The sequence below is a fragment of the Acidobacteriota bacterium genome (assembly GCA_016195325.1).
Lineage (GTDB): Bacteria > Acidobacteriota > Polarisedimenticolia > JACPZX01 > JACPZX01 > JACPZX01.
The window spans coordinates 29,085-52,773 of the sequence record JACPZX010000019.1 but is presented as its reverse complement, the minus strand read 5'-3'; the positions used below and the strand labels follow the sequence as shown (position 1 = coordinate 52,773).

The 23,689-nt window shown below is 68.4% G+C and carries 21 protein-coding genes; 2 read left to right on the top strand and 19 right to left on the bottom strand.

The features are described from left to right. Positions 1-11: 11 nt before the first annotated feature. The 3 genes from HY049_04480 to HY049_04470 form a co-directional block, all read right to left on the bottom strand. The gene (locus HY049_04480; protein MBI3448161.1) at positions 12-821 is read right to left on the bottom strand and encodes an IPTL-CTERM sorting domain-containing protein; all 810 of its coding nucleotides are present in this window, start codon (positions 819-821) and stop codon (positions 12-14) included. Positions 822-872: 51 nt separating this feature from the next. Beyond that, entirely contained in the window at positions 873-1,688 is an 816-nt protein-coding gene (locus HY049_04475; protein ID MBI3448160.1) for an IPTL-CTERM sorting domain-containing protein, read from the bottom strand. Positions 1,689-1,802: 114 nt separating this feature from the next. After that, positions 1,803-5,645, bottom strand: a complete 3,843-nt coding sequence (locus HY049_04470; protein MBI3448159.1) for a tetratricopeptide repeat protein — start codon at positions 5,643-5,645, stop codon at positions 1,803-1,805. Between the two features lie 295 nt (positions 5,646-5,940). Here HY049_04470 and HY049_04465 point away from each other — a divergent pair, with 295 nt between their 5' ends. Both HY049_04465 and HY049_04460 read left to right on the top strand, forming a co-directional pair. Then, the gene (locus HY049_04465) at positions 5,941-6,405 is read left to right on the top strand and encodes a hypothetical protein (protein MBI3448158.1); all 465 of its coding nucleotides are present in this window, start codon (positions 5,941-5,943) and stop codon (positions 6,403-6,405) included. 86 nt (positions 6,406-6,491) lie between these two features. Continuing rightward, the gene (locus tag HY049_04460; protein ID MBI3448157.1) at positions 6,492-7,562 is read left to right on the top strand and encodes a 4Fe-4S binding protein; all 1,071 of its coding nucleotides are present in this window, start codon (positions 6,492-6,494) and stop codon (positions 7,560-7,562) included. 16 nt (positions 7,563-7,578) lie between these two features. Here HY049_04460 and HY049_04455 read toward each other — a convergent pair whose 3' ends face one another. The 16 genes from HY049_04455 to HY049_04380 all read right to left on the bottom strand — a co-directional run bounded on the left by HY049_04455 (position 7,579) and on the right by HY049_04380 (position 23,663). After that, positions 7,579-9,180, bottom strand: coding sequence for a hypothetical protein (locus tag HY049_04455; protein MBI3448156.1), 1,602 nt, complete (start codon positions 9,178-9,180; stop codon positions 7,579-7,581). An 88-nt stretch (positions 9,181-9,268) separates the two neighbouring features. After that, positions 9,269-9,841 carry a hypothetical protein gene (locus HY049_04450; protein ID MBI3448155.1) on the bottom strand — a complete coding sequence of 191 codons (573 nt, stop codon included), beginning with the start codon at positions 9,839-9,841 and terminating at the stop codon, positions 9,269-9,271. 93 nt (positions 9,842-9,934) lie between these two features. Further along, the gene (locus HY049_04445) at positions 9,935-10,498 is read right to left on the bottom strand and encodes a hypothetical protein (GenBank protein MBI3448154.1); all 564 of its coding nucleotides are present in this window, start codon (positions 10,496-10,498) and stop codon (positions 9,935-9,937) included. Next, positions 10,495-10,677 (bottom strand): nuclear transport factor 2 family protein, encoded by a 183-nt coding sequence (locus tag HY049_04440; GenBank protein MBI3448153.1) that lies wholly within the window; start codon positions 10,675-10,677, stop codon positions 10,495-10,497. Before HY049_04440 ends, HY049_04445 begins: the two co-directional genes overlap by 4 nt. 153 nt (positions 10,678-10,830) lie before the next feature. Further along, on the bottom strand, positions 10,831-11,544 hold the full coding sequence (locus tag HY049_04435; protein ID MBI3448152.1) for a metallophosphoesterase family protein: 714 nt from the start codon (positions 11,542-11,544) through the stop codon (positions 10,831-10,833). A gap of 35 nt (positions 11,545-11,579) precedes the next feature. Further along, positions 11,580-12,311 (bottom strand): leucine-rich repeat domain-containing protein, encoded by a 732-nt coding sequence (locus HY049_04430; protein ID MBI3448151.1) that lies wholly within the window; start codon positions 12,309-12,311, stop codon positions 11,580-11,582. A gap of 55 nt (positions 12,312-12,366) precedes the next feature. Then, complete coding sequence (locus tag HY049_04425; GenBank protein MBI3448150.1) at positions 12,367-14,802, bottom strand: ABC transporter permease; 2,436 nt, start codon at positions 14,800-14,802, stop codon at positions 12,367-12,369. A 174-nt stretch (positions 14,803-14,976) separates the two neighbouring features. Then, a complete protein-coding gene (locus HY049_04420; GenBank protein MBI3448149.1) occupies positions 14,977-16,146 on the bottom strand; it encodes an ATP-binding protein in 1,170 nt (389 codons plus the stop codon). A gap of 70 nt (positions 16,147-16,216) precedes the next feature. Next, the gene (locus HY049_04415) at positions 16,217-17,131 is read right to left on the bottom strand and encodes an NAD(P)/FAD-dependent oxidoreductase (GenBank protein ID MBI3448148.1); all 915 of its coding nucleotides are present in this window, start codon (positions 17,129-17,131) and stop codon (positions 16,217-16,219) included. A gap of 98 nt (positions 17,132-17,229) precedes the next feature. After that, a complete protein-coding gene (locus HY049_04410; protein ID MBI3448147.1) occupies positions 17,230-18,252 on the bottom strand; it encodes a virulence protein RhuM/Fic/DOC family protein in 1,023 nt (340 codons plus the stop codon). A gap of 107 nt (positions 18,253-18,359) precedes the next feature. Continuing rightward, complete coding sequence (locus HY049_04405; protein MBI3448146.1) at positions 18,360-18,863, bottom strand: hypothetical protein; 504 nt, start codon at positions 18,861-18,863, stop codon at positions 18,360-18,362. A 130-nt stretch (positions 18,864-18,993) separates the two neighbouring features. After that, a complete protein-coding gene (locus HY049_04400) occupies positions 18,994-19,191 on the bottom strand; it encodes a DUF433 domain-containing protein (protein ID MBI3448145.1) in 198 nt (65 codons plus the stop codon). Positions 19,192-19,247: 56 nt separating this feature from the next. Further along, positions 19,248-19,586 (bottom strand): helix-turn-helix transcriptional regulator, encoded by a 339-nt coding sequence (locus HY049_04395; protein MBI3448144.1) that lies wholly within the window; start codon positions 19,584-19,586, stop codon positions 19,248-19,250. After that, positions 19,576-19,854, bottom strand: a complete 279-nt coding sequence (locus tag HY049_04390; protein ID MBI3448143.1) for a hypothetical protein — start codon at positions 19,852-19,854, stop codon at positions 19,576-19,578. Before HY049_04390 ends, HY049_04395 begins: the two co-directional genes overlap by 11 nt. A gap of 99 nt (positions 19,855-19,953) precedes the next feature. Further along, a complete protein-coding gene (locus HY049_04385; protein MBI3448142.1) occupies positions 19,954-20,481 on the bottom strand; it encodes a hypothetical protein in 528 nt (175 codons plus the stop codon). 158 nt (positions 20,482-20,639) lie between these two features. Further along, positions 20,640-23,663 carry a DEAD/DEAH box helicase gene (locus HY049_04380; GenBank protein ID MBI3448141.1) on the bottom strand — a complete coding sequence of 1,008 codons (3,024 nt, stop codon included), beginning with the start codon at positions 23,661-23,663 and terminating at the stop codon, positions 20,640-20,642. Positions 23,664-23,689: the final 26 nt, after the last annotated feature.

Below are 23,689 nucleotides of genomic sequence, written 5' to 3'. Positions count from 1 at the left end.
GAGGGGAGCGATCAGCTCCGGAGGCGGAGGATCCCCGCGAGGGCGACGAGCGCGGCGAGGAAGACCAGCCCCCACTCCGAGAGCGTCGGGATCGGCGTCCCGATGGTCGCCACGATCACCGGCGCGGAGGGCGCGGGCGCCGAGACGAGCGTCACGTTGCTGACGCTGATCCCCGTGTCCGTGCGTTTCATCTGAACCCGCGCGAGGTTCGCCCCCACCCTCGAGATGGTCCACGGGCCGTTCGTCGGGCCGGCGACGGTGAATCCGTTCGCCGTGAGCGCCGCGACCATATCGCTGTTGACCGTCGTGGCCGACTTCGAGGGAGTCGTCACGATCTGAGTGAAGAGCGCCCCGGTCGTGAGGGTGATGTCGATCTCGAAGGTGCCGCCCACGTTCCCGGTGACGGCGTTGGCGCCCGCCACGGTCGCGGTGGCTCCGCCGAGCGCGCCGAAGTCGACCACGGCGCCGCCGATGTTCGCGTCGGAGACGTTGACCTGAAGCGAGGCCGGCTCCATCCCCATCGCGTTCGTAATCCCGATCGCGTTCAGGTTGGGGTCCGTCGGACTGGTCACGGTGACGGCGTTGTAGCCGGACGCGGCGATCTGGGCCCGGATGCGCCCGAGGATGACCGAGGCATCCTCACCAGCCACATGGTTCGGGTCGGAGAAAGGAGTGCCCGCCACCAGGACCGTGAACGAGCTCCCCGCGGCGAGCTGACCCTTCCTCCCCAGCTCGATGATGCCGGCCGAGACGAGGGTGCACGGGAGGAGTGCGATGAGAAGGGCGGCAGCGCCTCTCGGGGTTCTCGTCAATCGGCGCATGCGCGGCTCATCCTCTCATGCTCTCATGGACCGGCTCTCATGGACCGGTCGTCAGGCGGGAGACCCGGGGCGAAGGAGAAGCGCGCCCCCGAGGGCCACCAGAGCCGCCAGGAAGACGAGGCCCCACTCGGAGAGAGTGGGGACGTTGGCCTGGGACTGCGTCGTCTCACCGACGCCGCTCGTGGTGATGCCGGTGTCTGTGCGGTTCATCTCGATCCGCTGGAGGCGCTGGTTGCTCTGCACATAGAGGGTGTAGGTGTTGCCGAGGGTCGGCCCGCTCACGGAGAAGCCGCTCGCTCGGAGCAGCGCGACCATTTCGGCGTTGACGTCGGCAACGGTCTTCGTGGCAGGGGCTGTCGAGACCACGTGCGTGAAGACCATCGGCGGCATCCCCGGGCAGAAGACCGTGACGTCGATCTCGAAGTTCCCGTTGTGAGCGATCGCGTTCGCCCCCTGGAAGGTGCCTGACGTGGAGGGGAGACTGCCCGCGTCGACGAAGGCCCCGCCGATGTTCGGGTCGCTGATGAAGACCTCGAGCGAGTACGGCTCGATGCCCGTCTCCCGCAAGATCGTGATGTTCGTGGGGTTGTTGGTTGGATCGGGAATGGTCGCGGTGTAGAAGGGGCTCGCGTCGATGTTGGCCCGGACCTTTTCGGCGATGCTCGCGACGTTTTCGGTGACGATGTGGCTTCCCTCGCTGAAGGTCCGCCCCTCGACGATGACGGTGAACGTGCTACCGCCCGCCAGCTGCCCCTTGCGGCCCAGCTCGATGATTCCGGCGGAGGCGAGGGTGTACGGGACGAGGGCGAGGAGAAGGCCAGCGGCTGCGAGGACGTTGGCGCGGCGCACGTTGGGGCTCAGGGTCACCCTCGTAGGCTCCGGGAAGAGACGGCGGGCCGACACGGAAGATAGTCGGCCAAAGCGTACGGTCATTCGGCGGGGCCGTCAATCAAAATTATCGATGCGTCGCCCCGGCCCCCATCAGGCGGAGGGGATATCCCCCGCGGCGGCGCCGGGGGCGGTGAGGGCCCGAGCCCGCGCGGAAGAGAGGAAGAGGCGGCGGAGATCGCCGGCGGGGACCCCCTCGGCCAGGGTGAGGAGCGCCTCCCGCGCGTCGTCCACCCTTCCGGCGTCGTCGAGGATGCGCCACTCGAGCCCCCGGAGCCCGACGTCGCGGGCCGCGGCGATGGCGGCGTCGAAGGCCGGCGCGGCGGTCTCCTCTCCCGTGCGCGCCCGGGCGACCATCGCGTCGAGGTGCTTTGCGAGGACCCCTCCGTGCGCGAAGTGGGTGCCGGCCCGGACGTCGCCGAGGCGCGAGAGCGCCGCCGCGGCCTCCGCCGCGTCCCCCGACTCGAGCGCGGCGAGGCCGGCGAGATAGTGGATCTCGACCAGCATCTCCCGGAGGCCGAGCTGCTCGGCAAGGCTCGCGGCGTCCCTGAGGACCGACAGCGCCCCCTCGCAGCGGCCGGAGGCGAGCATCGCCTCGGCGAGGTTGGTGATCGATCGGCACTCCTCGGGGCGGTCCCCGAGCTCGCGCGTCCCCCGCAGCGCGTCGCTGAAGAGCGCCTCGGCGCCGTCGATGTCGTTCAGCGCGAGGCGCAGCCGCCCGAGGGAGTTCTGGCAGTACGGGATGCTCCAGCTCTCGCCGAGCGCTTTCTTGATGGCGAGGCTCTCCTCGCACGAGGCGAGGGCGGCGGCGTACTCGCCCATCTTCTCGAGGAGGCTTCCCAGGTTGCTGAGGCTCGACGCGATCCCCGCCTGGTCGCCGAGATCGCGCTTGAGCGCGAGGGACTCCTGGTGCGCCGCCATCGCGGCCGAGAACTCGCCGCGGATCTCCCGCAGCAGCCCGAGGTTGTTCAAACTCCTCGCGATGGCGCGCCGGTCGCCGATCTCCCGCTTGAGGGCGAGCGATTCCTCGTACTCCTTCAGCGCCTCCTCGAGCGCGCCGCGCTCGTGGTGGACGGCGCCAATGTTGTTGAGCGCCTCCGCCTCGAAGAGACGCTGGCCCGCCTGGCGCGCCAGGGCGAGCGCGGTGCCGTAGACCGCGAGGGCCTCCTCGGTGTGCCCCTGCCGCAGGTGGATGTTGCCGATCTTGTTGAGGTTGTCCGAGTAGCCGCCGAGATCCTCGATCGACTGCTGGAGCGTGATGGACCGGCTGTGCGCCGCGAGCGCCTCGTCGAACCGGCCGTGGTTGAAGTGGACGATCCCCGTCACCGCCAGGGCGCTCGCGAGGCTGTGCCGGTCCCCGGAGGCCTGCGCGATCTCATAAGCCCGCCGCGCGTGATCCATCGCGCCGCCGTAATCGCCGGTGCGCACCGCGAGGTCGGCGAGGAGGTTTTCCGCATGCGCCTCCCGCGACGCGACGCGCGCCCCGCGGGACCGCGCGCGCATCTCGAGGAAATCGGCCTTCGCCCTCTCGAACTCGCCGAGGCGGACGAAGAGCTTTCCCCGATCCTTGTGCGCCTTGATGCGCCACGCGGCGAGGGGGGTGCCGGCTCCCGAGGGGGCCCCGGCCGCCTCGCGCGCGTCGAGGATCGCGAGGGTTCGATCGAGCGCGCGCGCGGCGTCGGAGTTCGCGAAGAGGGTGCGCGCCATCTCCGCCGACTGGAGGAGATACGGGATGGCCCTCTCCTCCTCCCTCGCCTCGAGGAGGTGGAAGGCGACGGCCGCGGCGTCAGCCCTCAGGGGCGAGACCGGGTCCGCGCCGACCAGGTACTCCGCGATGCGGCGGTGGTGCTCGCGCCGCAGCTCGGGGATGATCTCCTCGTACAGAGCCTCGCGGATCATCGGGTGATCGAACCGGTAGCTCTCGTCCTCGTGGCGGATCAGCCGGTGATCGCGCTCGAGCGCCTGGAGCGAGGCGAGGACCTCGTAGCGATCGCGCGAGAGGCAGGCCGCGAGGGTTGCGGATCGGAACGACATCCCCTCGCACGCGGCGATCTCGAGGATCTGCCTCTCGGCGGGGGAGAGGCGCGAGAGGCGCCGCCCGACGACCTCGTGGATTCTGCCGGGAAGGGCCTGGCCCGCCGCGCGCGGATCGATGACCCACGACTCCTCCTGGCGCCGGATCAGCCCGTCGGCCTTCAGCAACCGGATCGCCTCGAGGACGAAGAAGGGATTGCCGGCCGTGTCGCGATGGAGCGGGGCGAGGAACTCGGCGCTCGGCTCGGCCCCCGGAAGGGCGCCGCGGACGATCTGCTCGGTCCCGGCGGCGTCGAGACGATCGAGCGCGATCTCGACGAACACGTCGCCCGCCGACAGCCGCGACAGCAGGGCGCGCGATTCCTCCGGCCGGTACGTCCCCGCGATCGCGCCGCACGAGCCCCGGAGGCCGCGCCCGATGTACTGGAAGAGATCGAGCGTTCCCTCGTCGGCCCAGTGGAGGTCGTCGATGTGGATGAGGATCGGCTTCACCCGCGCCGCCTGGACGAAGAAGGCGGCGATCGCGTCGAGGAGGTGATCGCGGTTGATCGGCTCGGCGGCGAGCCCCTGCGACCCGCCGGGGAGGTGGAGGAACGAGAGGAGGATCGGGAGCCTGCCGACGAGCGCGGGCATCCGCTCCTTGACGTGATCGCGCAGCTCCTCCGCGGTGTCGACGCCGAGGAGCGAGATGAGCCTCTCCGCCGCCTCGACGAAGGGATGGTAGGGGAGGCCCCCCTCCCGGAAGAGGCAGCGCCCGACCACGTAGAGGCCGCCGCGCGCATCGAACCGCCTCCCGCACTCGGCGAGGAGGCGGGTCTTGCCGATCCCCGCCTCGCCCCGGACGAGGAGGACCTGCCCCCTTCCCTCGCGCGCCTCGTGAAGCGCCGCTTCGATGCGGCGGATCTGCGATCCGCGGCCGAAGAGCGGTGACTCGGCCCCGGGCTCCGCCGAGGGCTCGAGCCGCGAGGGGATGCGACCGGTGTGCTTCGCCGTGATCGCCATGTGCGGCGCCGTCGAGTCCTCGGCGACGCTGCGAGCCCCCCCGCCGAGGGCCAGCCGCAGATCGTCCCTCAAAGCCGCGGCGTTCGCGTGGCGCGTCCCCGGATCCTTCCGGAGCGCGCGCCTCACGACCGCCTCGATCGCGTGGGGGGTGTCGGCTCGCCGCGCGGCGAGAGGGGGCGGGTTGTCGTACGCGATGGCGTGCAGGATCGCCATGTCGTTCTCGCCGAGGAAGGGGCGGAGCCCGGCGATCATCTCGTACAGCACCGCGCCGAGCGCGAAGACGTCGCTGGCCGGCCCCGCCGGGCGCCCCGCCGCCTGCTCGGGGGACATGTAGTTCACCGTGCCGAGGAGCGCGCCCACGGTCGTGAGCCGCTGCGCGTTCGTGGGGAGGACGCCCAAGTCGCCGTCCCCCTGGGGGGGATCCACGATCGCGGCGATGCCGAAGTCGAGGACCTTGGGGCGCCCCTCCGGGCCGACCATGATGTTCTCCGGCTTGAGGTCGCGGTGGATGATCCCGCGCGAGTGAGCCGCCGCGATCGCGTCGGCGACCTCGGCGACGATTCCCGCCGCCTCGCGCGGCTCGAGCGGGCCATCTCCGAGGACCGCCCGGAGCGTCCGCCCCTCGACGTACTCCATGCAGATGAAGGGGATCCCGTCGGCCTCGCCGGTCTCGTAGATCTCGGTGATGCCGGGATGGTGGAGCGCCGCGCAGGCTCGCGCCTCGCGCTCGAACCGCGCGCGCCACTCCGCGTCGGCGGCGGCGTCGGGGGTGAGGATCTTGACGACCACCCGGCGCCCGTCGCGCGGGTCGATCGCCCGGTAGACGACTCCCATCCCGCCCCGGCCCAGCTCGTCGAGGATTTGGTAGCGGGAGATCTTCCGGCCGGTGAAGTCGGGCATGCGTCCCCGCGATCTTGCGGGCGGGGTCGATCGCAAGTCAAGGCGGAGGTCGGTTGCGCGGGTGGCGAGACTGTTTGCGTCGTGGGAGCCGGCCTCCGCGCGTGAAGTAATCGCGCTCGGCCTCGGCTTCGCTCACCCACCCGCTGCGGCGGCGCCGTCTTGTTCGATGACAGGAGGCGCCGGCGCCTCCGCGGGTACCCGGGTTCGTCTCAGACGCTCCCACGCCGCAAACAGTCTCGCCAACCGCTCGTTGGGTGCCTTGACTCGGGTGGCATTCGTCTCGATGATACGGGGCATGTCGCGACTCTCCGGCACGTGGATCGCGCGGTTCCTGCTGGCCGGAGCGATCTCTTGGGTGGGGGTGGGAGTCGGGGCGCCTCTGGCGGCGGTGAAGGAGGTGCTCGATCAGGTCGTCACCGTCTGCGATGGGCATGACTTTCGGCTGCTCGCCGATCTGCACCTGCCGGAGCCGGGGGGGCAGCCGGCGCCGGCGCTCGACATCAAGGGGTGGCGGCACAACGACACGGCGCGGCCGGTCGTGCTCAAGGCGGGGCAGGACGTCAGGGTCACGGCGGTCTTCAACTACGGCGACAAGGGGGTCGTTCTGGAGATCTCGGGGCGGGATCCTGGGCGAGGTGGGGAGGGACCGCCGCGCATCCGCGTACGCTTCGCGGCCGAGTCGGGAGGGGACAAACCCGACGTCCAGGCGACGGAGCTGACGACGCTGATTCTCAAGGTGCTCCGCCCGTCGATGCCGTAGGGCGCGGGAGCAGGCTTCCTTGACCCGCATGGGTCGGGCCCGTAGAATCCCCGATATCAGGCAGACGCGTTCGGGAGGGCGGTTTCTTGGAAACGGTTGCGGAGCTCGAGAGCATCGCGGGGCTGAAAGACGTCGACGGGTGGGAGAAGGAGTGGCTCATCCACCGTGAGGATCCTCTCGACCCTCTCGAGCTGGACCGCCGGTTCGGCCGCGCGAGCGGCATGGTCGACAACGGCGATCGCTACGTCGCGACGATCAGCTTCCCGTCGCGCACGCCGAACCATCCCCTGAAGTACCGCCACGGGATGCCCGATCTCCTTCCCGACTACAAGTACCACGTCGAGATGAAGGGAAACGTCCTCTGGGCGCACGCAACGCTCGAGGACGCGCTGACGTCGCAGCTCTGCGGGCGCGTTCCCGACTTCCCCCAGAAGTTCTCGGTTCACTTCGACATGCCCGAGACGGCCGTGGGGTACGACGTCCGGTACTGGAACCGCACGCTGACGGTCGTCGTGCACAAGGTGGGGGCTCCGGCCGGCGAGAAGTACGAGTGGCGCGGCCACTACATCACGAACGACTGCGTGGGCTGCGAGATCTGCGAGCTGAAGTGCCCGACCAATGCGATCACGGGCATCAAGAAGGAGATGTTCGTCATCGAGCCCGACCTCTGCATCAACTGCGGCGTCTGCGGCATCTTCTGCCCGTACGACGCCATCGTGGATCAGTGGGACGACCTCGTGAAGAGGATCAAGGCGAAGGACATCCCGAAGGCGGTGGTCATCCCGGACCTCTGCTCGGGGTGCGAGTACTGCATCGACACCTGCCCCTTCGACTGCATCCACCTGGTCGACGCGCCGGATCGCATGAAGGAAGGGGGCTACCCGGCCGACATGACCGGCAAGGTCGCCTGGGTCGACGAGCGCACGTGCGTGTCGTGCGGCATCTGCGAGACCTTCTGCATCAAGGAGGCGATCGTCGTCGACCGGAAGTTCAACTGGGATCCGTACATCGGATTTTCCTACCAGGAGGGACGCGCCGTCCCCGGCGCGACCATTCCCGGCGCCGAGGGGCTCAGCGTCTTCCCGAAGACGACCGAGAACGCCGCGGCGATCCCCAAGCCCGCAGGCTCAGGTGAGGGGACGCCGGCTCAGAGTTAGTTCGGACACCCCACTCCTACGGCGTCACACCCGCCTGCACGACCTGGCTGAACGTCTTCCGGTGCGGATCGCGCTTCGAGACGTTGAGGTCCACGCCGAAGACCCTCACGAAGAGGACGGGGCTCGACGGGTTCGCCGCCTGCGCCTTGCCGCACGCGCTCTTCCATTTCTTACCCGGCGGCGTCCATGAAGTGGACGTCAGCAGGCCGCTGCCGCTCGTCACCCCGGTCCCCGCGGCGAACGACGGGTCGGTCGCGACGGTGACCCGGAACCTGTCGTAGTTCCCGGCGTCCCAGGTGATCGTCGGGCGGGTCAGGAGAGGGCTTGAGCAGTCGAGGACGGCCCCCTGAATCGGGCTCGTGACGAGGATGTCCTCGGCGTCGCAGAGGCCGTCGCCGTCGGTGTCGTTGCAGAACTGCCGGGCGAAGACCCCCCACGACTCGCCGTCCTGGAACTGGTCGACCCACGCCACCGTGAAGTTCCCGGCCGCGTCCATCACGACGGAGGGAATTCCCTGATAGCCGGTCGTGTACGTGTTGACCTGGAACTCGCCGCCGAGGGGAGCCCCCGAGCTGTCGAAGCGGCGGCCGAAGACGCCGAAGCTCTGGCGGTCCTGCCCCTCGCTCATCCACGACACGACGAACCCGCCCGACCCGTCCATCGCCACGACCGACGCCGTCTGCTGGCTGGTGGTGTAGGTGTTGACCTGGAACTCCCCCGTGAGGGGCGTGCCGGAGCTGTCGAACCGCCGGGCGAAGACGCCGGGGGTTCCGGCATCCTGAAGGCTGCTCGTCCACGAGACGACGAAGTTTCCGGACGCCCCCATGCTCACTCCGGGGTAGAACTGGCCGTACGTCGTATAGGCGTTGACCTGGAACTCCCCCGTGATCGGCGCGCCGCCGCTGTCGTACAGCCGCCCGATGACGTCGAAGCCGGAGACGTCGTGGCTGACCCACACGACGAGGAAGTTCCCCTGGGCGTCCGCGGCGACGCGGGGGACGATCTGGTCGTACATCGTCGTCGTGTTGATCTGGAACTCGCTCCCCGCCGGCTGCCCCGAGCTGCTGAATCGCTGGCCGAAGACGCCGGCGTACGATCCATCCTCCCCGAAGCTGTCCCACGCCACGACGAACGATCCGTCGGGGGCCATCGCCGCCTTCGGGTTGGACTGGAGCGACGGCGTGTAGGTGTTGATCTGCATCTCGCCGCCGACCGCGTTCCCCGCGCTGTCGAAGCGCTGGCCGAAGACCCCCATGTTGGAGCCGTCCTGCCCGTAGCTCATCCAGACGACCACGAACTCTCCCGACGGGCTCATCGCCACCGCGGGGTGGTACTGCACGGCCGTGGTGTAGGTGTTGATCTGGAAGTCACCCGAGATCGGCGCCCCGGTGCTCGCGAATCGGCGGCCGAAGATCCCCTCCATGGAGCCGTCCCGCGCATCGTCCTCCCACACGACGACGAAGTTCCCGGCGCCGTCGCGGGCGATGGACGGTCGGAACTGCGCCCCGCTCGAGTAGGCGTTGACCTGGAACTCGGGGCCGTTCGGGATCTGCTGCGCGGGGGCCGCCGTCCACGCGAGCGCGGCGACGAGCGCGAGGGAGAGCAGGGGCTTGATCATGTGGGGCCGAGTCTGAGCCGGGGCGGGGGGGCGTGTCAACCTCCGGCTGCTCGCGACATGAGCCCGCGCGCGGAGCGCGTCGACTCCGCTAGAACTGGAGCGCCACGATGATCACGCCCGAGCTCGTGATGACTTCGATGAAACCCGTCGTCGGTGCACCGGTCCCGGTGAAACCGATATCGCAGCTCCCGCCGTTCGCCACCGACGAGCACGTGGGCTGAGTGAGCATCGGATAACCGCAACCCGCATTTGTGCTATCGCTTTCGACGAAGCCGTTGGTGACGCCCACCCAGAGTCCCACCTTGGAGACTGCCACCGTCGTGCCGCTCTCGTTCGCCACATTGAGTACGTGATGCAGTTGGAGCTTCACCGGGTTGAAACTGGGCTTGAACGGGTCTGGCGCCGACACTCCATCCAATTGGAGTTTGAATCCCGGGAGCCCCATTCCGGTGACTGGGTGAGGCGACTGCCCGGAGCAGTTCGAAGATGGCCCGGTCGGCCCAGTCGGTCCGGTCAACGGCGGCACCTTCAGCTCATTCGGCACGACGGAGGGCGTGGATTGCTGGACAGTTTGTTTCACGCCAAAGACGTAGCCGGCGGCTGCCGCCAGGACGGCGGCGCTCAAACATGCGGTGACAGTTCCCATCATCCGGTTGGCCATCTCACCTCCGCAATGGGGTCCTCTCCACGGTCGCCGCAGGCGAGCGTACCACATGATTCGCGATCTGGGCCTTCCTGATAATCGTCCGGGTTTTCATTCAGGCGTTGCCAACCGTGCCCCCTCGAGCGCGATCCGCGCCGCGAGCGCCGCGTCCTTCTGGTCCTTCCCCCACGGCGGACCGGCGGGCTTCGGGATCGCCTTCCCGGCGTGAGCCACGAGTTGTTTCTCCGGGACCTCGGCCAGCTTCAGGCCGCACCCCTCGGCGGCGCGGGCCAGGGCGTCCCGGAAGAGCGCCCCCTCGGCCTTGTGCATCCGGAAGTGCACCGCGAGGATCTCCTCGACGCTCCAGCCGGGCATCGGGTTGCCGGCGACGACGGCGCAGGCCGCGACCACGTGGCCGCGCTCGCTCTCCCGCGTCACCGCCGCGCGCATCTCGCGGAGCGCGATCCGGTGCGCCGCCTCGATGCCGCGAGTCACGGTCTCCCGCGCCCCCTTCGCCGGGAGATTCTCCGCCGCGTGGTACGGCTGCTTCGCCCACGCCTCTTCGACGAGCTCGACGCGCCGCCGATCGACGACCACGACGTCGCCGCCCGTGCGGCCGACGACGACCAGGGCCGCCCACCCCGAGTGGGCCTTGAACCCGAGCGCCACCTTCACGCGCGCCCTCCACGCGACGCGATCTTTCCGTCCCTGAAGCGGCTCGTGTTCATGCCGAGCATCCGGATCGGTTTTCCGCTCGAGGGCTCCGTCGCCGTCGCCTCGAGCCGCGACATGATTCCCGAGTACTTCGCGCGGAAGGCCTGAATCCTCTCCCTCAGCCCTTTGGCGCGTGTCACGTCGAACTCGTCGTCGTTGAACTCAGGGGTAGGGGTGCTCTGTCGAGGAATTCGAAGGATGCGCTGCGACGGCTGAATGCTAGTTTGGACGTCGGCTGTTTTCTAGTTTGGGAAACGTGCGGACGGGAAGCCCGGCCTGCAGTCCGCGGCCGTCTACCCGTGACCGTGGCGACGGAGGATCGCGACCTGTCGCTCGAAATCGACGATCGCGTAGGTGCCGTACCGAGCCCGACCGGTCGTCCTGCGGCCGCCAGGGATGGCCGGATCCCGCTCGGCACGGCCCAGGCTTCCGGAATCGACGAGGACGGATCCGACCGCGGGCAGGTCGATCGAGATCTCCGCGTCGGCCTCGAAATCGAATGGCTCGACGCGCGAGCCGCCTCCCGCGGTCACGACGATGAACCTCGGGCGATGGCTGTGGCCGCTCACGACGACCCGAGGGCGCCCGAGCCGGTCGACCAGGCCGCCCGCGTTGGAGGCGTCGATCCAATCCCAGCGAGGCTCACGAATGGAGTGCACCATGACGGCGAGGGGGGCGGTCTGCGCCGCGCGTCCGAACTCGATCGTCGATGGAAGGGACCGAATCCACTCGAGCGTCGCAGGAGTGAGCTGCCGGCTGGAGACGCGACCCTCCACGATGGAGAGTGATCCATCGGGTCCAACCCATGCCTCGTGGTTCCCCTCGACGGTCGGGACCTGTTGGTCCCGGAGGAACTCGGCCAGCGCGGAGCTCGAAGGCCCGTCGGCGTATCCCACGACGTCTCCGACACAGCCGGCCAGCGTTCGACCGTCCATCTCCTTCTCGAGAACGGCCCGGGTGGCCTCGAGCGCGCCGTGAGGGTCGCCCAGCACGACGAGCCGTGACACCGACCCGGGCAGCTCGTGACGGACGATGCCGCCACTCAAAGGGTTCGGCCCACTTGTTCCGGTACGGGTTGTTCGAGACCCAACCCTCCCCTGTGGGGGCGCTGCAGGTAGTAAGGCGGGGGTGCGGGGAGGGCGTCGAGGCACCGCCGGGAGCACGCGTTCACGAGCAGAGGCAGCACATCCGTCGCGACGAGCAGAGAGATCCACGCCTGCCGGACGGGTCCCGTGCACGGTCCGTCGCACACGCTGCAGGCGACGGTCGTCTCCGAGCCCATGCGGAGGTTCCGGTCGGTGATCGCGGCCCGTCGCTCGGTGGACACCGGAAGCGCGGGGAATGGCGGCCTGTACTTGAAGTTGCCGTAGAGACAGCGCGTGCTGACCGTGCTGTCGACGAGGTTCCGGCAACGGGTGATCTCGTACGGGAGCCAGTGAAGGCGCCACGAGGTGTACGGGGTGAACTTCTCGAGGCTCGACATCTCCCCGATCTCTCTCGGAACCCGGACGAGGAAGGTGTCATACAGCACGAGGTGTTTGACGGATCGAAGCTTCCGGATGGATCGTGGAAGGGTGATGATTCGCTCCACGTCCTCCCCGGTCATCTTCTGCATCGGCGCAAACTCCGCCCGCCCGTCGAGCGCCGCCTCCTCGATCATTCCTTCCAGGCGTCTCCAGGCGTCGCATTGAGTGTCCTGGAGCTCGGCGTGAAACTCGACCTCACGCCACTTCTTGTCCGGCGCGAGAAAACAATCGCATGTCGGGTCGCTCATCCGCCCCTCCTCGCGTCACGCCTCATTCCGCAGCACGACGTGCGCCGGGGCGATTCTACTCCGCTCGAAGCGTCTCGATGGGGTTGATTCTCGAGGCGTTCCGCGCGGGCATGTAGCAGGCGAGAAGGGCGATCGCCATGAGCAGCAACGTCACGCCGCTCAGCACGGGGACGCTGCTCGTCATGAGGCCGGGGAAGAGCGACGCGAGCAGCCGCGAGATGCCGAAGGCGCCGACGAGGCCGAGCGATGAGCCGGCGAGCGCCAGCCTCGCCCCCGCGCCGAGAACCAGTCGGGTGATGTCCGAGGCGAGGGCTCCCAGCGCGAGGCGGATGCCGAACTCGCTGGTGCGCTGGGCCATCGTGCGGGCGATGACGCCGTACATGCCGAGGGAGGCCAGGGCGAGCCCGACCACGGCGAGGAACGAGAGCATGCTGCCGAGGACCTGCCACGAGTAGGTCGCCTTCGCGATCGCCGTCGTGGCGGGCTGGAGATCGCGGATCGGCAGGTCGGCGTCGAGCGACGCCATCGTGGTGCGGATGCTCGGGACGAGCGCGGAAGGCGCGACGCCTGCGGTGCGAACCGCGATCTCGCCGCCGGGGCGCGGCTCCTGGGCCATCGGCTGGTAGAGCTGGAAGGCGATGGCGGCCTGATCCGGGATGACCGACTGGACGTTGCCGACGACGCCGACGATCTCCCCCCACTCGATCGTCTTCACGCCGGCCCGCGCGATGCGCTTGCCGAGCGGGCTCTCGCCGGGGAAGAGGCCCCGGGCCATCGCCTCGTTGATCAGGAAGACCTTCGGGGAACCGAGGAGGTCGCGCCCGTCGAAGGCGCGCCCCTCGATCACGCGCGTGCCGACGGTCTCGAAGTAGTGCGGGCTGACGCCGTTGATGGCGGCGACGGGCTCACGGCCGGGCTCGGGCGTCACGCGTCCGGCCACGAGGTACTTCCGCGCCTCGGCCAGGCCGAGGAAGGGCATCACGTAGGAGATGCTGGCGGACGAGACGCCGGGCAGCGCCTCGAGACGCTGCAGGGCGAGGCGCTGGAACTCCGTGATCTCCGTGGCGCCCTTGTACGTCGCCGTCGGAAGGAGCGTGGTGCCGCTGACGAGACGGTCGGATTCCCAGCCAAAGCGGCGGTCGTTCGCCTCCTGGACGCCGCGCATGAAGAGGGCGGCCCCCGCGAGCAGGACCATCGCGAGGGCGAACTGGCCCACGATGAGGAGGCTGCGGAAGCGCTGATGGCCGCGATCGCCGGTGGCGCCGCGCCCTCCGCTCTTGAGCGTCGTGTTCGGATCGAGCCTCATGGCGAAGAGCGCGGGGGCGACGCCGAAGGCGACGGCCGTGAACAGACACGCGCCAAACGTCCACGCCAGCACGTGCCAGTCGATGACGACCAGGAACGCGCCGCTGAAGGTCGCCTGGCCCATCCTCGACATCCAGTCGTTGGTCCACATCGTGACGAGAAGGGCGAGGACCCCGCCCGCGAGGGCCAGGAGCAGCGACTCGGCGAAGAGCGGGCGCAGCAGCCTCGCGCGCGAGGCGCCGAGGGCGGATCGCACCGCGAACTCGCGAGCCCGCGCCATCGTCCGCGCGAGCAGGAGGTTCGCGAGATTCGAGCAGGCGATGAGCAGCACGAAGACCGAAAGGCCTATCAGCATCCCGAAGATCGCCGGGCCTTTGTCCGGGGCCACCGCGACGTTGATCGGGAGGGTGCGCCAGGTGCTCCCGGCATTGGCGGCGGGGTACTCCGTCGCCAGGCGGCGGCCGAAGGCCGCGATGAACCCTTCGGCGTCCGTGCGGGTGCCGGTGCGTCGCCCGACGAGACGGATCCATGTGGCGTTGCGGTCGGTCTTGTCGCTCTCGGTGAAGGCAAGCGGTCGGTACAGGTCGATCGCCCCCAGATGGCGCCAGTCCTCGACCGATTCGGGGAGCACGCCGACGATCTCGCAGGGCTCCGCGTCCACGCGGACGATGCGGCCGATGATGCCGGCGTCTCCCGCGAACCGGTTCTGCCAGGAGCGATGGCTGATGAGGACGACGTGGTGGTTGCCCGCGACCTCTTCGGGGCGGAAGTCGCGGCCGAGCCGGGCTTTCACCTGAAGCGTGGTGAGGAACTCGGCCGAGATGCGAAGGCCCTGGGCCATGTCGGCGGGCTCTCCGGGGGCTGCGAGGCTCATGTTCGAGAAGGCGTAGGCGGCGATCTCTCCGTAGCGCTTCGTCTCGGTCTTCAGCTCGAGGTAATCGGCCGGGGAGATGCCGCCGCGGGTGTTCTCGGGTGTGACGCGATAGATGCGGTCGAGCCGTCCGGTGTCGGCGTAGGGGAGTGGGCGGAAGAAAATCTCGTTGAGAACGCTGAACGCCGCGGTGTTCGCGCCGATGCCGAGCCCCAGCGTCAGGACGGCGATGAGGACGAAGCCAGGGGTGCGGGCGAGCGACCGGATGGCGAGCCGGAGGTCGTCGAGGATGGCGGCGAGTCGTTCGATCAGCATGTCGGGGGGGAGTGCATGCTTCGAGCCAGAGCTTGTCGCCTGGAGCCATCTCGCTGGACGGGAAGGATTAATGGTTCGGTCGGGAGTCTCGACGCGGGGGGTGGTGTGTTCGGGCGTGACACCGGGGGGTCCCGGAATCGGGACGAGCCGCGGGGCGTCAAGCTCCTCCGCACGTCAACCCGCCACGATCGTCCCGCCCCAGAGTCTCTCCAGAAAGACGGCGAGGGGGAGGACCGCGATCTCACCGCGGCGGTCCGCGACGACGCGGGGCTGGCGCTCGAGGCAGACCACGATCCGGCGGCGCACGGGACCGTCCTCGGCGAGCACGCCGAGCGATCGCAGCGCGTGGTCCGGCACTCGGGCGGAGGCCTTGACGTCGATCGCCACCTCGCGGTCGTTCACGAGGAAGTCGATCTCCTGTCCGGTGCTGGCGCGCCAGTACCGGATCTCCATGTCGGGGTCGCGGTAGGCCCGCCAGGCCATCAGCTCCATCAGGACGAGGTGCTCGATCGTCTTGCCGAACTCCGGGGTGCCGGGCTCGGGACGGCGGCGGGCCAGGAAGTTCGCGACTCCGGCGTCGAAGAGGTAGAACTTCGGCGTGAGGATGAGCCGCCGGTTGCGACTCTTCGTCCACGGGGCGACGCGGAACCCCAGGAGCGTGTCCTCGAGGAGATCGAAGTAGCCGCGGACGATCTTCGCCGAGACGCCGACCTCGCGGGCGACGTTCGTGTAGTTCAGCAGCTCGCTGCTCGTGATGGCGGCGACCCGGAGGAAATCGCTGAAGGCGGGGAGGCTGACGGCCACCCCCTCGGCGACGATCTCCTCCTTCAGGTAGTCGTTGACGTAGGAGCGGATGTCGTCGAGGGGATCATCCGAAAGGTAGTGCGGGGGGAGGAGGCCGCTCACGGCGAGCCGCTCGGGATCGTAGCGATCCACTTCGGGGAAGCAGAGGGGGGGCATCTCGCGGCGCCGCGCGCGGCCGGCGAGGAGGTTCGCGTGGCCGCGCCGGAGCTTCCGCGCGCTCGACCCGGTGAGGACGAAGGTCCGCTTCGCGTTCTCGATCAGCCAGTGGACTTCGTCCAGGAGGATGGGGAGCTTCTGGACTTCGTCGATCACGATGGGGCGGCGCGGTCCCGAAAGTCTCGCGGCGTACCTCTCCCGAAGGAGGGAGGGGCGGCTCGCATACTCGGTGTAGACGTCGGTCTGGAGGAGGTCGATCCGCGGAGCCTCGGGGAGGTTCTCCCGGATCCACCACGACTTCCCGGCGCGCCGGGGACCCCAGAGGAACACGGAGTGCCTGGCCGTGTCGGGGAGCTCGAGGAGGCGTCGGATAATCTTGCCCATGAGGGAAGTATATCCGGATAACCTGCCTTTACCAGGCGAGTGGACACAGGCGCGTGGTGTGGGTCGGACCTCAGCGGCACGCGGCCCGGGCGAGAGTGAGCGACTGGTGGGCGGAGATTCCCGCCGTCACGCCGTCCGCGGCGGCCCACGAGGCGTTGTGTCCCGGACGGGCGGCGTCTCCCGCGGCGTAGACGCCCGGCACGGTGGTCTGCTTGTCGGCGCCGGTGCGGATGAAAGGGCCGGACGGACCTTGCTCGAACTCGCAGCCGAGCTGCTCGGCGAGCGGGCTGGCCATGCGAACATGCGGGCTGGTGAAGAGGGCGTCGAGCGGCGCGACGCGGCCGTCCGCCAGCCGGAGCCCGGTGAGCGCGGGCGCGTCGCCGAGCAGGGCGACCACCGGCGACGCCTCGACGGCGACGCCGCGCGCGCGGAGCCCGTCCATCTGCTCTCCGCTCAGCGCGAGCGCGCCGTGGGTGAAGAGAGTCACGTGGTCGCTCCAGTCCGGGAGGAGCATCGCCGTCTGCAGGGCCCGCTCGTTGGTCGCCAGCACGCCGAGCCGCCTCTCCGCCACCTCATACCCGTGGCAGTAGAAGCAGTGGAGCACGCTGACACCCCAGCGCGTCTCCATCCCCGGGATCGTCGAGAGATCGTCGCTCACGCCGGTGGCGAGAACCAGACGCGAGGCGGTGTGCGCGGCGCCGCCGGCCGTCGTGACGGCGAATTCCCCGCGGGCCCCGGCCGCATGGGTTGCCGGGTCGTCGGCCATCGTCGCGGTGCTGTAGTTGAGGAGCTGCGTCCGCGCGTTCGCCAGGATGACCGCGGGGGCGAGCCCGTCGTGTCCGAAGATGCCGTAGGCCAGCCTCGCGAACCGGTTGCGCGGCGATCCTGCGTCGAGGACCAGGACGCGCCTCCGCGCCCGCGCGAGCTGCATGGCGGCGGACAGCCCCGCGAAGCTCCCTCCGACGACGATGACTTCGTAACGCAACGTGGTGCGCCTCCCGTGATGGGGAGATCACACGACGGGGGAGATGGGGTGTCAAGGGGGAGAAGGGTCGACGATCTCGTGCGGGCACCTTCTGGCGCTCACGACACCTCGTCTCCGAGCAGGTTCAGGACGAGGCGGGTCATGAGTTCCTTCTGACGTGGTTCGCTCTCCGCGATCAGGAGCGCCAGCGCAACCATGGCGTTGTCGGCCAGGCGGAGGGTTCCGTCGCGCCGCAATAAGATTTCGTGGCGCCTCAGGTAATCCAGGAACAACAGGCTGCCGATGCGCTTGTTGCCGTCGCCGAAGGGATGATCCTTGATCACGAAGTAAAGGATGTGCGCGGCCCGGGTCTGCGCGCTCGGGTAGAGCGGGGCGCCGTCGAAGCTCTGCTCGATCGCGCCGACGATCCGGGCCAGTCCTTCGCCCATTTCCTGGCCGAAGAGCGTTCCGGCTTCCTTTCGTTTCAAGAGCTCGTCGCGCAGCGCGGCGACGGCAGCTCGGACCTCGTCGAGGGCGATCGGCACTCGGGGCGGGAGGGGCCGCGCCGGCCCTTCGGCTAGCCGCTCCTCGTCGAACTCGAGAAGCAGGCGCCAGGCCCGCGTGTACTGGCGGACCACGTCGAGGACGGCTCGCCCTTCCTCGGTCACCAGGGCGTGGGTCTTGAGCGTCCTCGCCATCAGCGCGACGGCCTGCTCGATGTCGCCCAGGCCGCGCTCGGCCAGCCGTCGCTGGTTCAGCGTGTAGCCCCGGACGAGGTGCTCCCGAAGAGTGCGCGTGGCCCAGATGCGGAACTGGGTGCCTCGCTTCGAGTTGACGCGGTAGCCGACCGAGAGGATGGCGTCGAGGTTGAAGTAGTCGATCTCTCGAACAACCTCACGGCCGGCCTCGCGCTGAACTGTTGCATTTCTTGCAACAGTTGCCGTTCGCTCCAGTTCCCGAGACCCGAAGACGTTTCGCAAGTGCCGTGAGATCACCGACTTGTCGCGGTCGAACAGGTCCGCCATCTGGTTGAGGGAGAGCCAGACGGTATCCCGATCCAGCCTGACGTCGACCCGAACCTCGCCGTCCGGGGCCTGATAGACGACGACCTCGCCGCCGGGGCGCGAGCCGGAGCTGGTCATCTGCGCCTCATTCCCTCGGTCGAACCATGGGTGTCGTCACAGGGGTCTCGAACCAGTGCTGTTTCATGATGGCGAGAACTCGAGGCGAGATCCGGGTCCCCACCCTCTCACATGGATTCGAACGCGGATTGCACGGGCGCCGACGCCTTGCCCTCCATGCCCGCCGGTTCGGCCCGAACTTCGGCCTCGGAGACATCCGGACAGATTGCCTGCGCGATGATCCGCTGCGTGACCTCGGCAAGATGTTCGCGGAGCGTCTCGTTCAACTGCTGGAACTCGGGCCAGAGCGTGTCGTTCACGAAGCTCCGGGTCACCCGTGCCATCAGAGTCGTCCTTCGCTGCCCCGGATAACGGTAGGGCTTGAGACCATACCGGCGAAGAAGCGCGACGAAGAGCGACTGCGACCAGATGTCGGACAGTGAGAACCGGTACTCGACGGGAGGCTCCGACGCCTCGAGCTGACGGAGGCGGGCGCGAATCCGTTCGAGCGCGTTGCCGGCGGCGATGCGTTCGCCGTCCGTCGAGGGTCTGGCAAAAAGAGCCTCGATCTTTCGGAGCTTCTCTACGAGTCGATCTTCTTCCTGCACGTCACCAGCCCTCTCGTGCGCCATCGCGCATCAGCCTACCACCCCGCGTTGTCGACGACGCGCGAGCATTTTCCGCGGCGGCGGAGGGAATGAGTCCTGCCGGGGGATGTGCCACAGCTCGACGAGTTCCCGCTTCAGGCGACTGGGAAGGCACTCATTGAGGAGGACTCGCATGCTGGGTCAGCGCCTCCCGAGCGAGGTCGCGAGCGGCCACCGCCTTCTCGCGAATCACCGTTGGGAAATCTTCGAGGAAATCGTCGAGGCGATCACCCGCTTCGAGGTAGTCGAGAAGCGTTTGGACAGGCACCCTGGTTCCGGAGAAGACGGGAGTGCCGCTCAGCAGGTCGATCATGGACTCGATACCTTGAAGACCCGGTTGACCCGCGCGATCTCCTGCCGGCGTCGGCGTCACGCCGCGCCAACGGTCACAGTGTATCGAAGCCCAGCTCGGTGAAGTTCATCCTGCAGCGCAAGCCGTACAAACTGAGACTCTGCATAGCCCAGAAGCGAAGCCCATCGGGCGGCCCGTTCTGGACTGACGACCTTTCGTCCGTTCTCGATGTGAGAAAGATGCTGCTTCGAGATTCCCAGCGTTTCGGCAAACTCCGCCTGCGTCTTGGCCTCACCTTGCCGGATGGACCGAAGGAGCGCGGCAAGCGTGAGCGGGCCACCACTCAACTTCTCGAGGAAGGTCATCGCGTCCGACTTGCCGCGCTTACGGCGCGGAGTGCCTCTCTCAGTAGACATGGGGTGTCACCTCTTCAACTGACACGAGTTGAGCGCCGCCGTCCTTGCGAATGTCATAGATCGCGCGCCACTGGCGGCTGAGTCGTATGGACCTTTGGCCTCGGCGTTTCCCCTTGAGGGCTTCATCGTGGAAGCCGCGCACCCGTCGGGTCGCTTCCAACCCATCCTCCTCGACGGCTTCGATCCACGCCATGAGCTTTTCTACAATGTGTCCGGGAGCCCGTCGAAGCTGCCGACGTGCCCGCTCCGCGATGACAGCGCGCCTGATCACGGTGGGATGGTAGCCCCTTCGGGGCTACAAGTCAACGCGTTCCTCCGGCGAGGCTGGCCAGCCTGCGCTGCGACCTGTTTCGACCCACGTGGTGTCTCACACCTTGAACTGCCAATTGTTCTCGTACTTCTCTGCGGAGGGCGACGGGAGACCAAGTTTTCGCTGATTCGGAAGACCGATCCGAAAGAGACGACGTGGCTGAAGCTTGTGCGCTGAGTCGGCGTCGAGCCAGTATTGATGCTCATCGCGCACGTATTGCGCCACCACCTTGCTCGGGACCATGAAGAATCGAAAAGCGTCGGGCGATGGATCGCCCCGCTTCCAGTTGATGTGAACGAAACAGTAGAACAGACTGGGCGTCTGAATTCGTTCGTGTTTCTCGTTCATCTGCCAAGCGGTGACGATTTGTCCATAGAGCCTCGACTCAGTCGGCCGATTTCGGCGTTCCAGATTCGTCTTGACCTCAACCTCATACCTGGTTCGCGTGGCGGGATGAAACACCAGGATGTCGATCTCCTTCGTGTGGCCCATGGTCAGGCTAGCGTCATACCCACGAAGAACGAGTTGAGATAGGACCGCAAACTCTCCCGCGAGCGCGACGGAGTTCGGTGGAATCAGTGCCATGTCAGGCGCTCTGGATGAAATCGGAGATACGGGAAAGCGAGATTCGAGGCGAACGCGCTCACTGGTGCCACCACGGCCAACTCCCGAAGGAAGAGTCGAAAGAATCCCGAGCACGGTAAGCAAACCCTCCCGCCTGAACAAGCGCGGAAGCAGGAACTTCAGTCCCGCGCGACGACCACCGGCGCCTCCACCGGCGCCAGAATCCGAAGCAGCTCTTCGCGGCTGAGCGCCTTGAGCCCCAACGCCGGATCCGTCTCGACGAGGTAGTCCGCCAGCCGCCGCTTCTCCCGAATGATCTGATCGATTCGTTCCTCAAGCGTGCCTTTGGTGATGAGCCGAAAGACCTGCACGCCACGCGATTGCCCGATCCGGTGCACCCGGTCCGTCGCCTGGTCCTCGCGAGCCGCGTTCCACCACCGGTCATAGTGAATGACCACCGAAGCCGCCGTCAGATCGATCCCCAACCCGCCGGCCAGGAGAGACGCGACGAACACCCGACACGTCTCATCATCCTGAAACGCACGAACCGCCGCGCCGCGCTGGCGCGTCGCCCCGCGAAGCCCCGAATGCTTCACCCCGAGAGAGTCCAGATGAGCCTCGATCATGTCGAGCATCTCGAGGTACTGGCTGAAGACGACGACCTTCTCCCCGGCCTCCAGCGCTTCACACAGGACTTCCTTGAAGACCTCGAACTTCCCCGAAGTCATGTTGCGAGCCGGCTTGCCATCGAGAACCAGCGCCGGATGATCGCAAAGCCGCTTCAAACGAGACAGGACCGCGAAGACGTGAACGAAGTCCACGGTCTTCGAAGGGTCCTTCAAAGAATCCAGAACCCCCGCCGAAGCCGCCCGAGCCAGAATCTCTGAATAGAGCACCGCCTGATGAGGCGTCAGTTCCGCGCGCCGCTCGTCCTCGATCTTCGCCGGAAGGTCCGTCAAGACCTGCGACTTGAGCCGCCGCATCTTGAAAGGCTCGATCGCCCGCTTGAGAGTCTCGAGAGCCACTCGATCCCCGGACTCGATCGGCCGGGCGAACTTCTTGCGGAAAGACTCCGCCGACCCCAGATACCCCGGAAGAGCCCAGTCGGTGATCGACCGCAGCTCCTCGATGTGGTTCTCGATCGGCGTCCCCGTCAGGACCAGCCGGTGCGACGCCTGGAGCTTCCGGGCCGCGCGAGCGGCCTTGGTCGAAGCGTTCTTGATCTGCTGCCCCTCGTCGAGGATGACGTGCTCCCAGGCGATCGGCGCGAGATGATCCATGTCGCGCGCCAGGACGCCGTAGGTCGTCACGACCAGCTTGCGGGAGGCGAGAAGCTCGCGATCGCTCTCGCGCTCGTGGCCGTGGTAGACGAGAGGATCGAGAGACGGCGCGTGCGCCTTGACCTTGGCCTCCCAGTGGTCGAGGACCGAGCGGGGGCAGACGACGAGGCTCGGCCCCGGAACAGGATCGGTCGAGTCGGCCGGTGGCTTCGCGTAGACGGCGAGAAGGAGGGCCATGACCTGGTGCGTTTTCCCGAGCCCCATCTCGTCGGCGAGGATTCCCCCCAACCGCGCCTCGCGCAGAAACCAGAGCCAGCGATAGCCATCGAGCTGGTAAGGACGAAGTTTCCCGACCATCCCCACGATCTTTGGAGCCTTGACGGGAGGGCCCTCGCGGCGGAGGAAGGCCTCGAAGCGCGCGACCGCGGGATCGGCGACGACTTCGATCTGCGGCCCCCACTCGGCGCGCTTCCTGAGGTACGCGATCTTCGAGGCGCGGATGCGGCCGTCAATCAGCTCGGCCCCTTCCGGGATCGCCGCCGCGCTCAGGTCGACGGGCTCGACGGCGGGAAGGCCGACGCCGATCGGGGCGGAGAGGACGCGAGGACGAGCCCCGCGCGTCCATGCGGCGCCGCCGCGGATCAGGATCCAGTCGTCGCCTTTTCGGAGGAGGCCGCCGGCGCGTTGCGCCTCGAGGATGTCGGCGAGGGGAAGCGCGTGATCGCCGGCGCGGTAGATCGGGTCGAGGTAGAGCCACCCTCCCGGCGCCTCGGCGACCTCGACGCGGGCGAGCGCGACGTCGTCGAAGATGCGGCTGCCGCGGACGCGGTCGGAAGGATCGAGCCCTTCGCGCCAGCCCACGTCGTGGCCGCGGGCGAGGAACTCGACGACGTCGTGCCCTTCGAGGACGCGGGGCTTGAAGTCGGGGGAGTACTGCTCCAGGAGGGCGGTCCAGAGGCCCACGCGGCGAAGGGTGTCGGGGCCGTCCTCGACCCACACCGTTCCGTCGAGGCCCTCGTGGAGATGGATCGGCTCGATGACGCGGCTGCCGCTCCGGCCGTCCCTGACGATCGCGACGGGGCTCAGGACGAGGACGCCGTCCTTCGCGTAGTCGGCGTGGAGGCGCATGCGCACCGGGGAGTAGTAGACGCGCAGCGCGTCGGCGCTCTCGCTCCAGCTCACGCGCTCGAGGGAGTCGAGCTCGCGGAGGGCGGCGCCGACGTCGCCCGGCGGGATCGTGAGGGTGACGGCGGGCTCGGCGGCGGAGGCCGTGGCCTCGGGGGCCACCCTGCGGTGCTTCCGTCGCTTCGTGAGAGCGCTCTCGTCCTTCAGGAATGAGATGACGAGGCCGTGCGTGTGGCCGCCGCGATCGACGGCGACGCGGATCGGGACGCCGCGCGGGAGCAGGGCGGCGAGCATGTCGGCGGGGTCGTGACGCACCTCCGCCTCGCGCGGGGCGTTCGGGCGCCAGGCGCGGCGCGCCCGAGGGATCTCGGGGAGGCTGCCCGTGTGGGAGGAGGCTTCGATCTCGTTGTCGCGCACGAGGCGGATGAGGGAGCGCAGCGAGTGGATCGCCTCGGGAGAGGGGGAGGGAGCCGTCTCCTCCACGAGGGGCGGGGCCCCCGAGCCGCCGTCGCGGCGCGACATCCAGGCGAGGAGGGCGGCGACGATGTGCTTGCACGTCTCGCCGTTGTCGGTCGCCTGCGGGCAGGTGCACGACGTGACGAGGCCCCGCGAGCCCTCGCGGATGAGGACGCGGCACCTCACGCCGTGACGCTCGGCGACGAGGGCCTCGATCTGCCCGTGCTTCTCGACGAGGTCGCTGAGGAGCCCCCAGCGGACGCACTCCCGGCCCCGCGCGACGATGCGCGCGTCGGCGAGGGAGCCGAGATCTTCGGGGCGGAGGGAGAGGAGTCTGTTCATCGGGCGATCCAGCACCGTAGCACCTC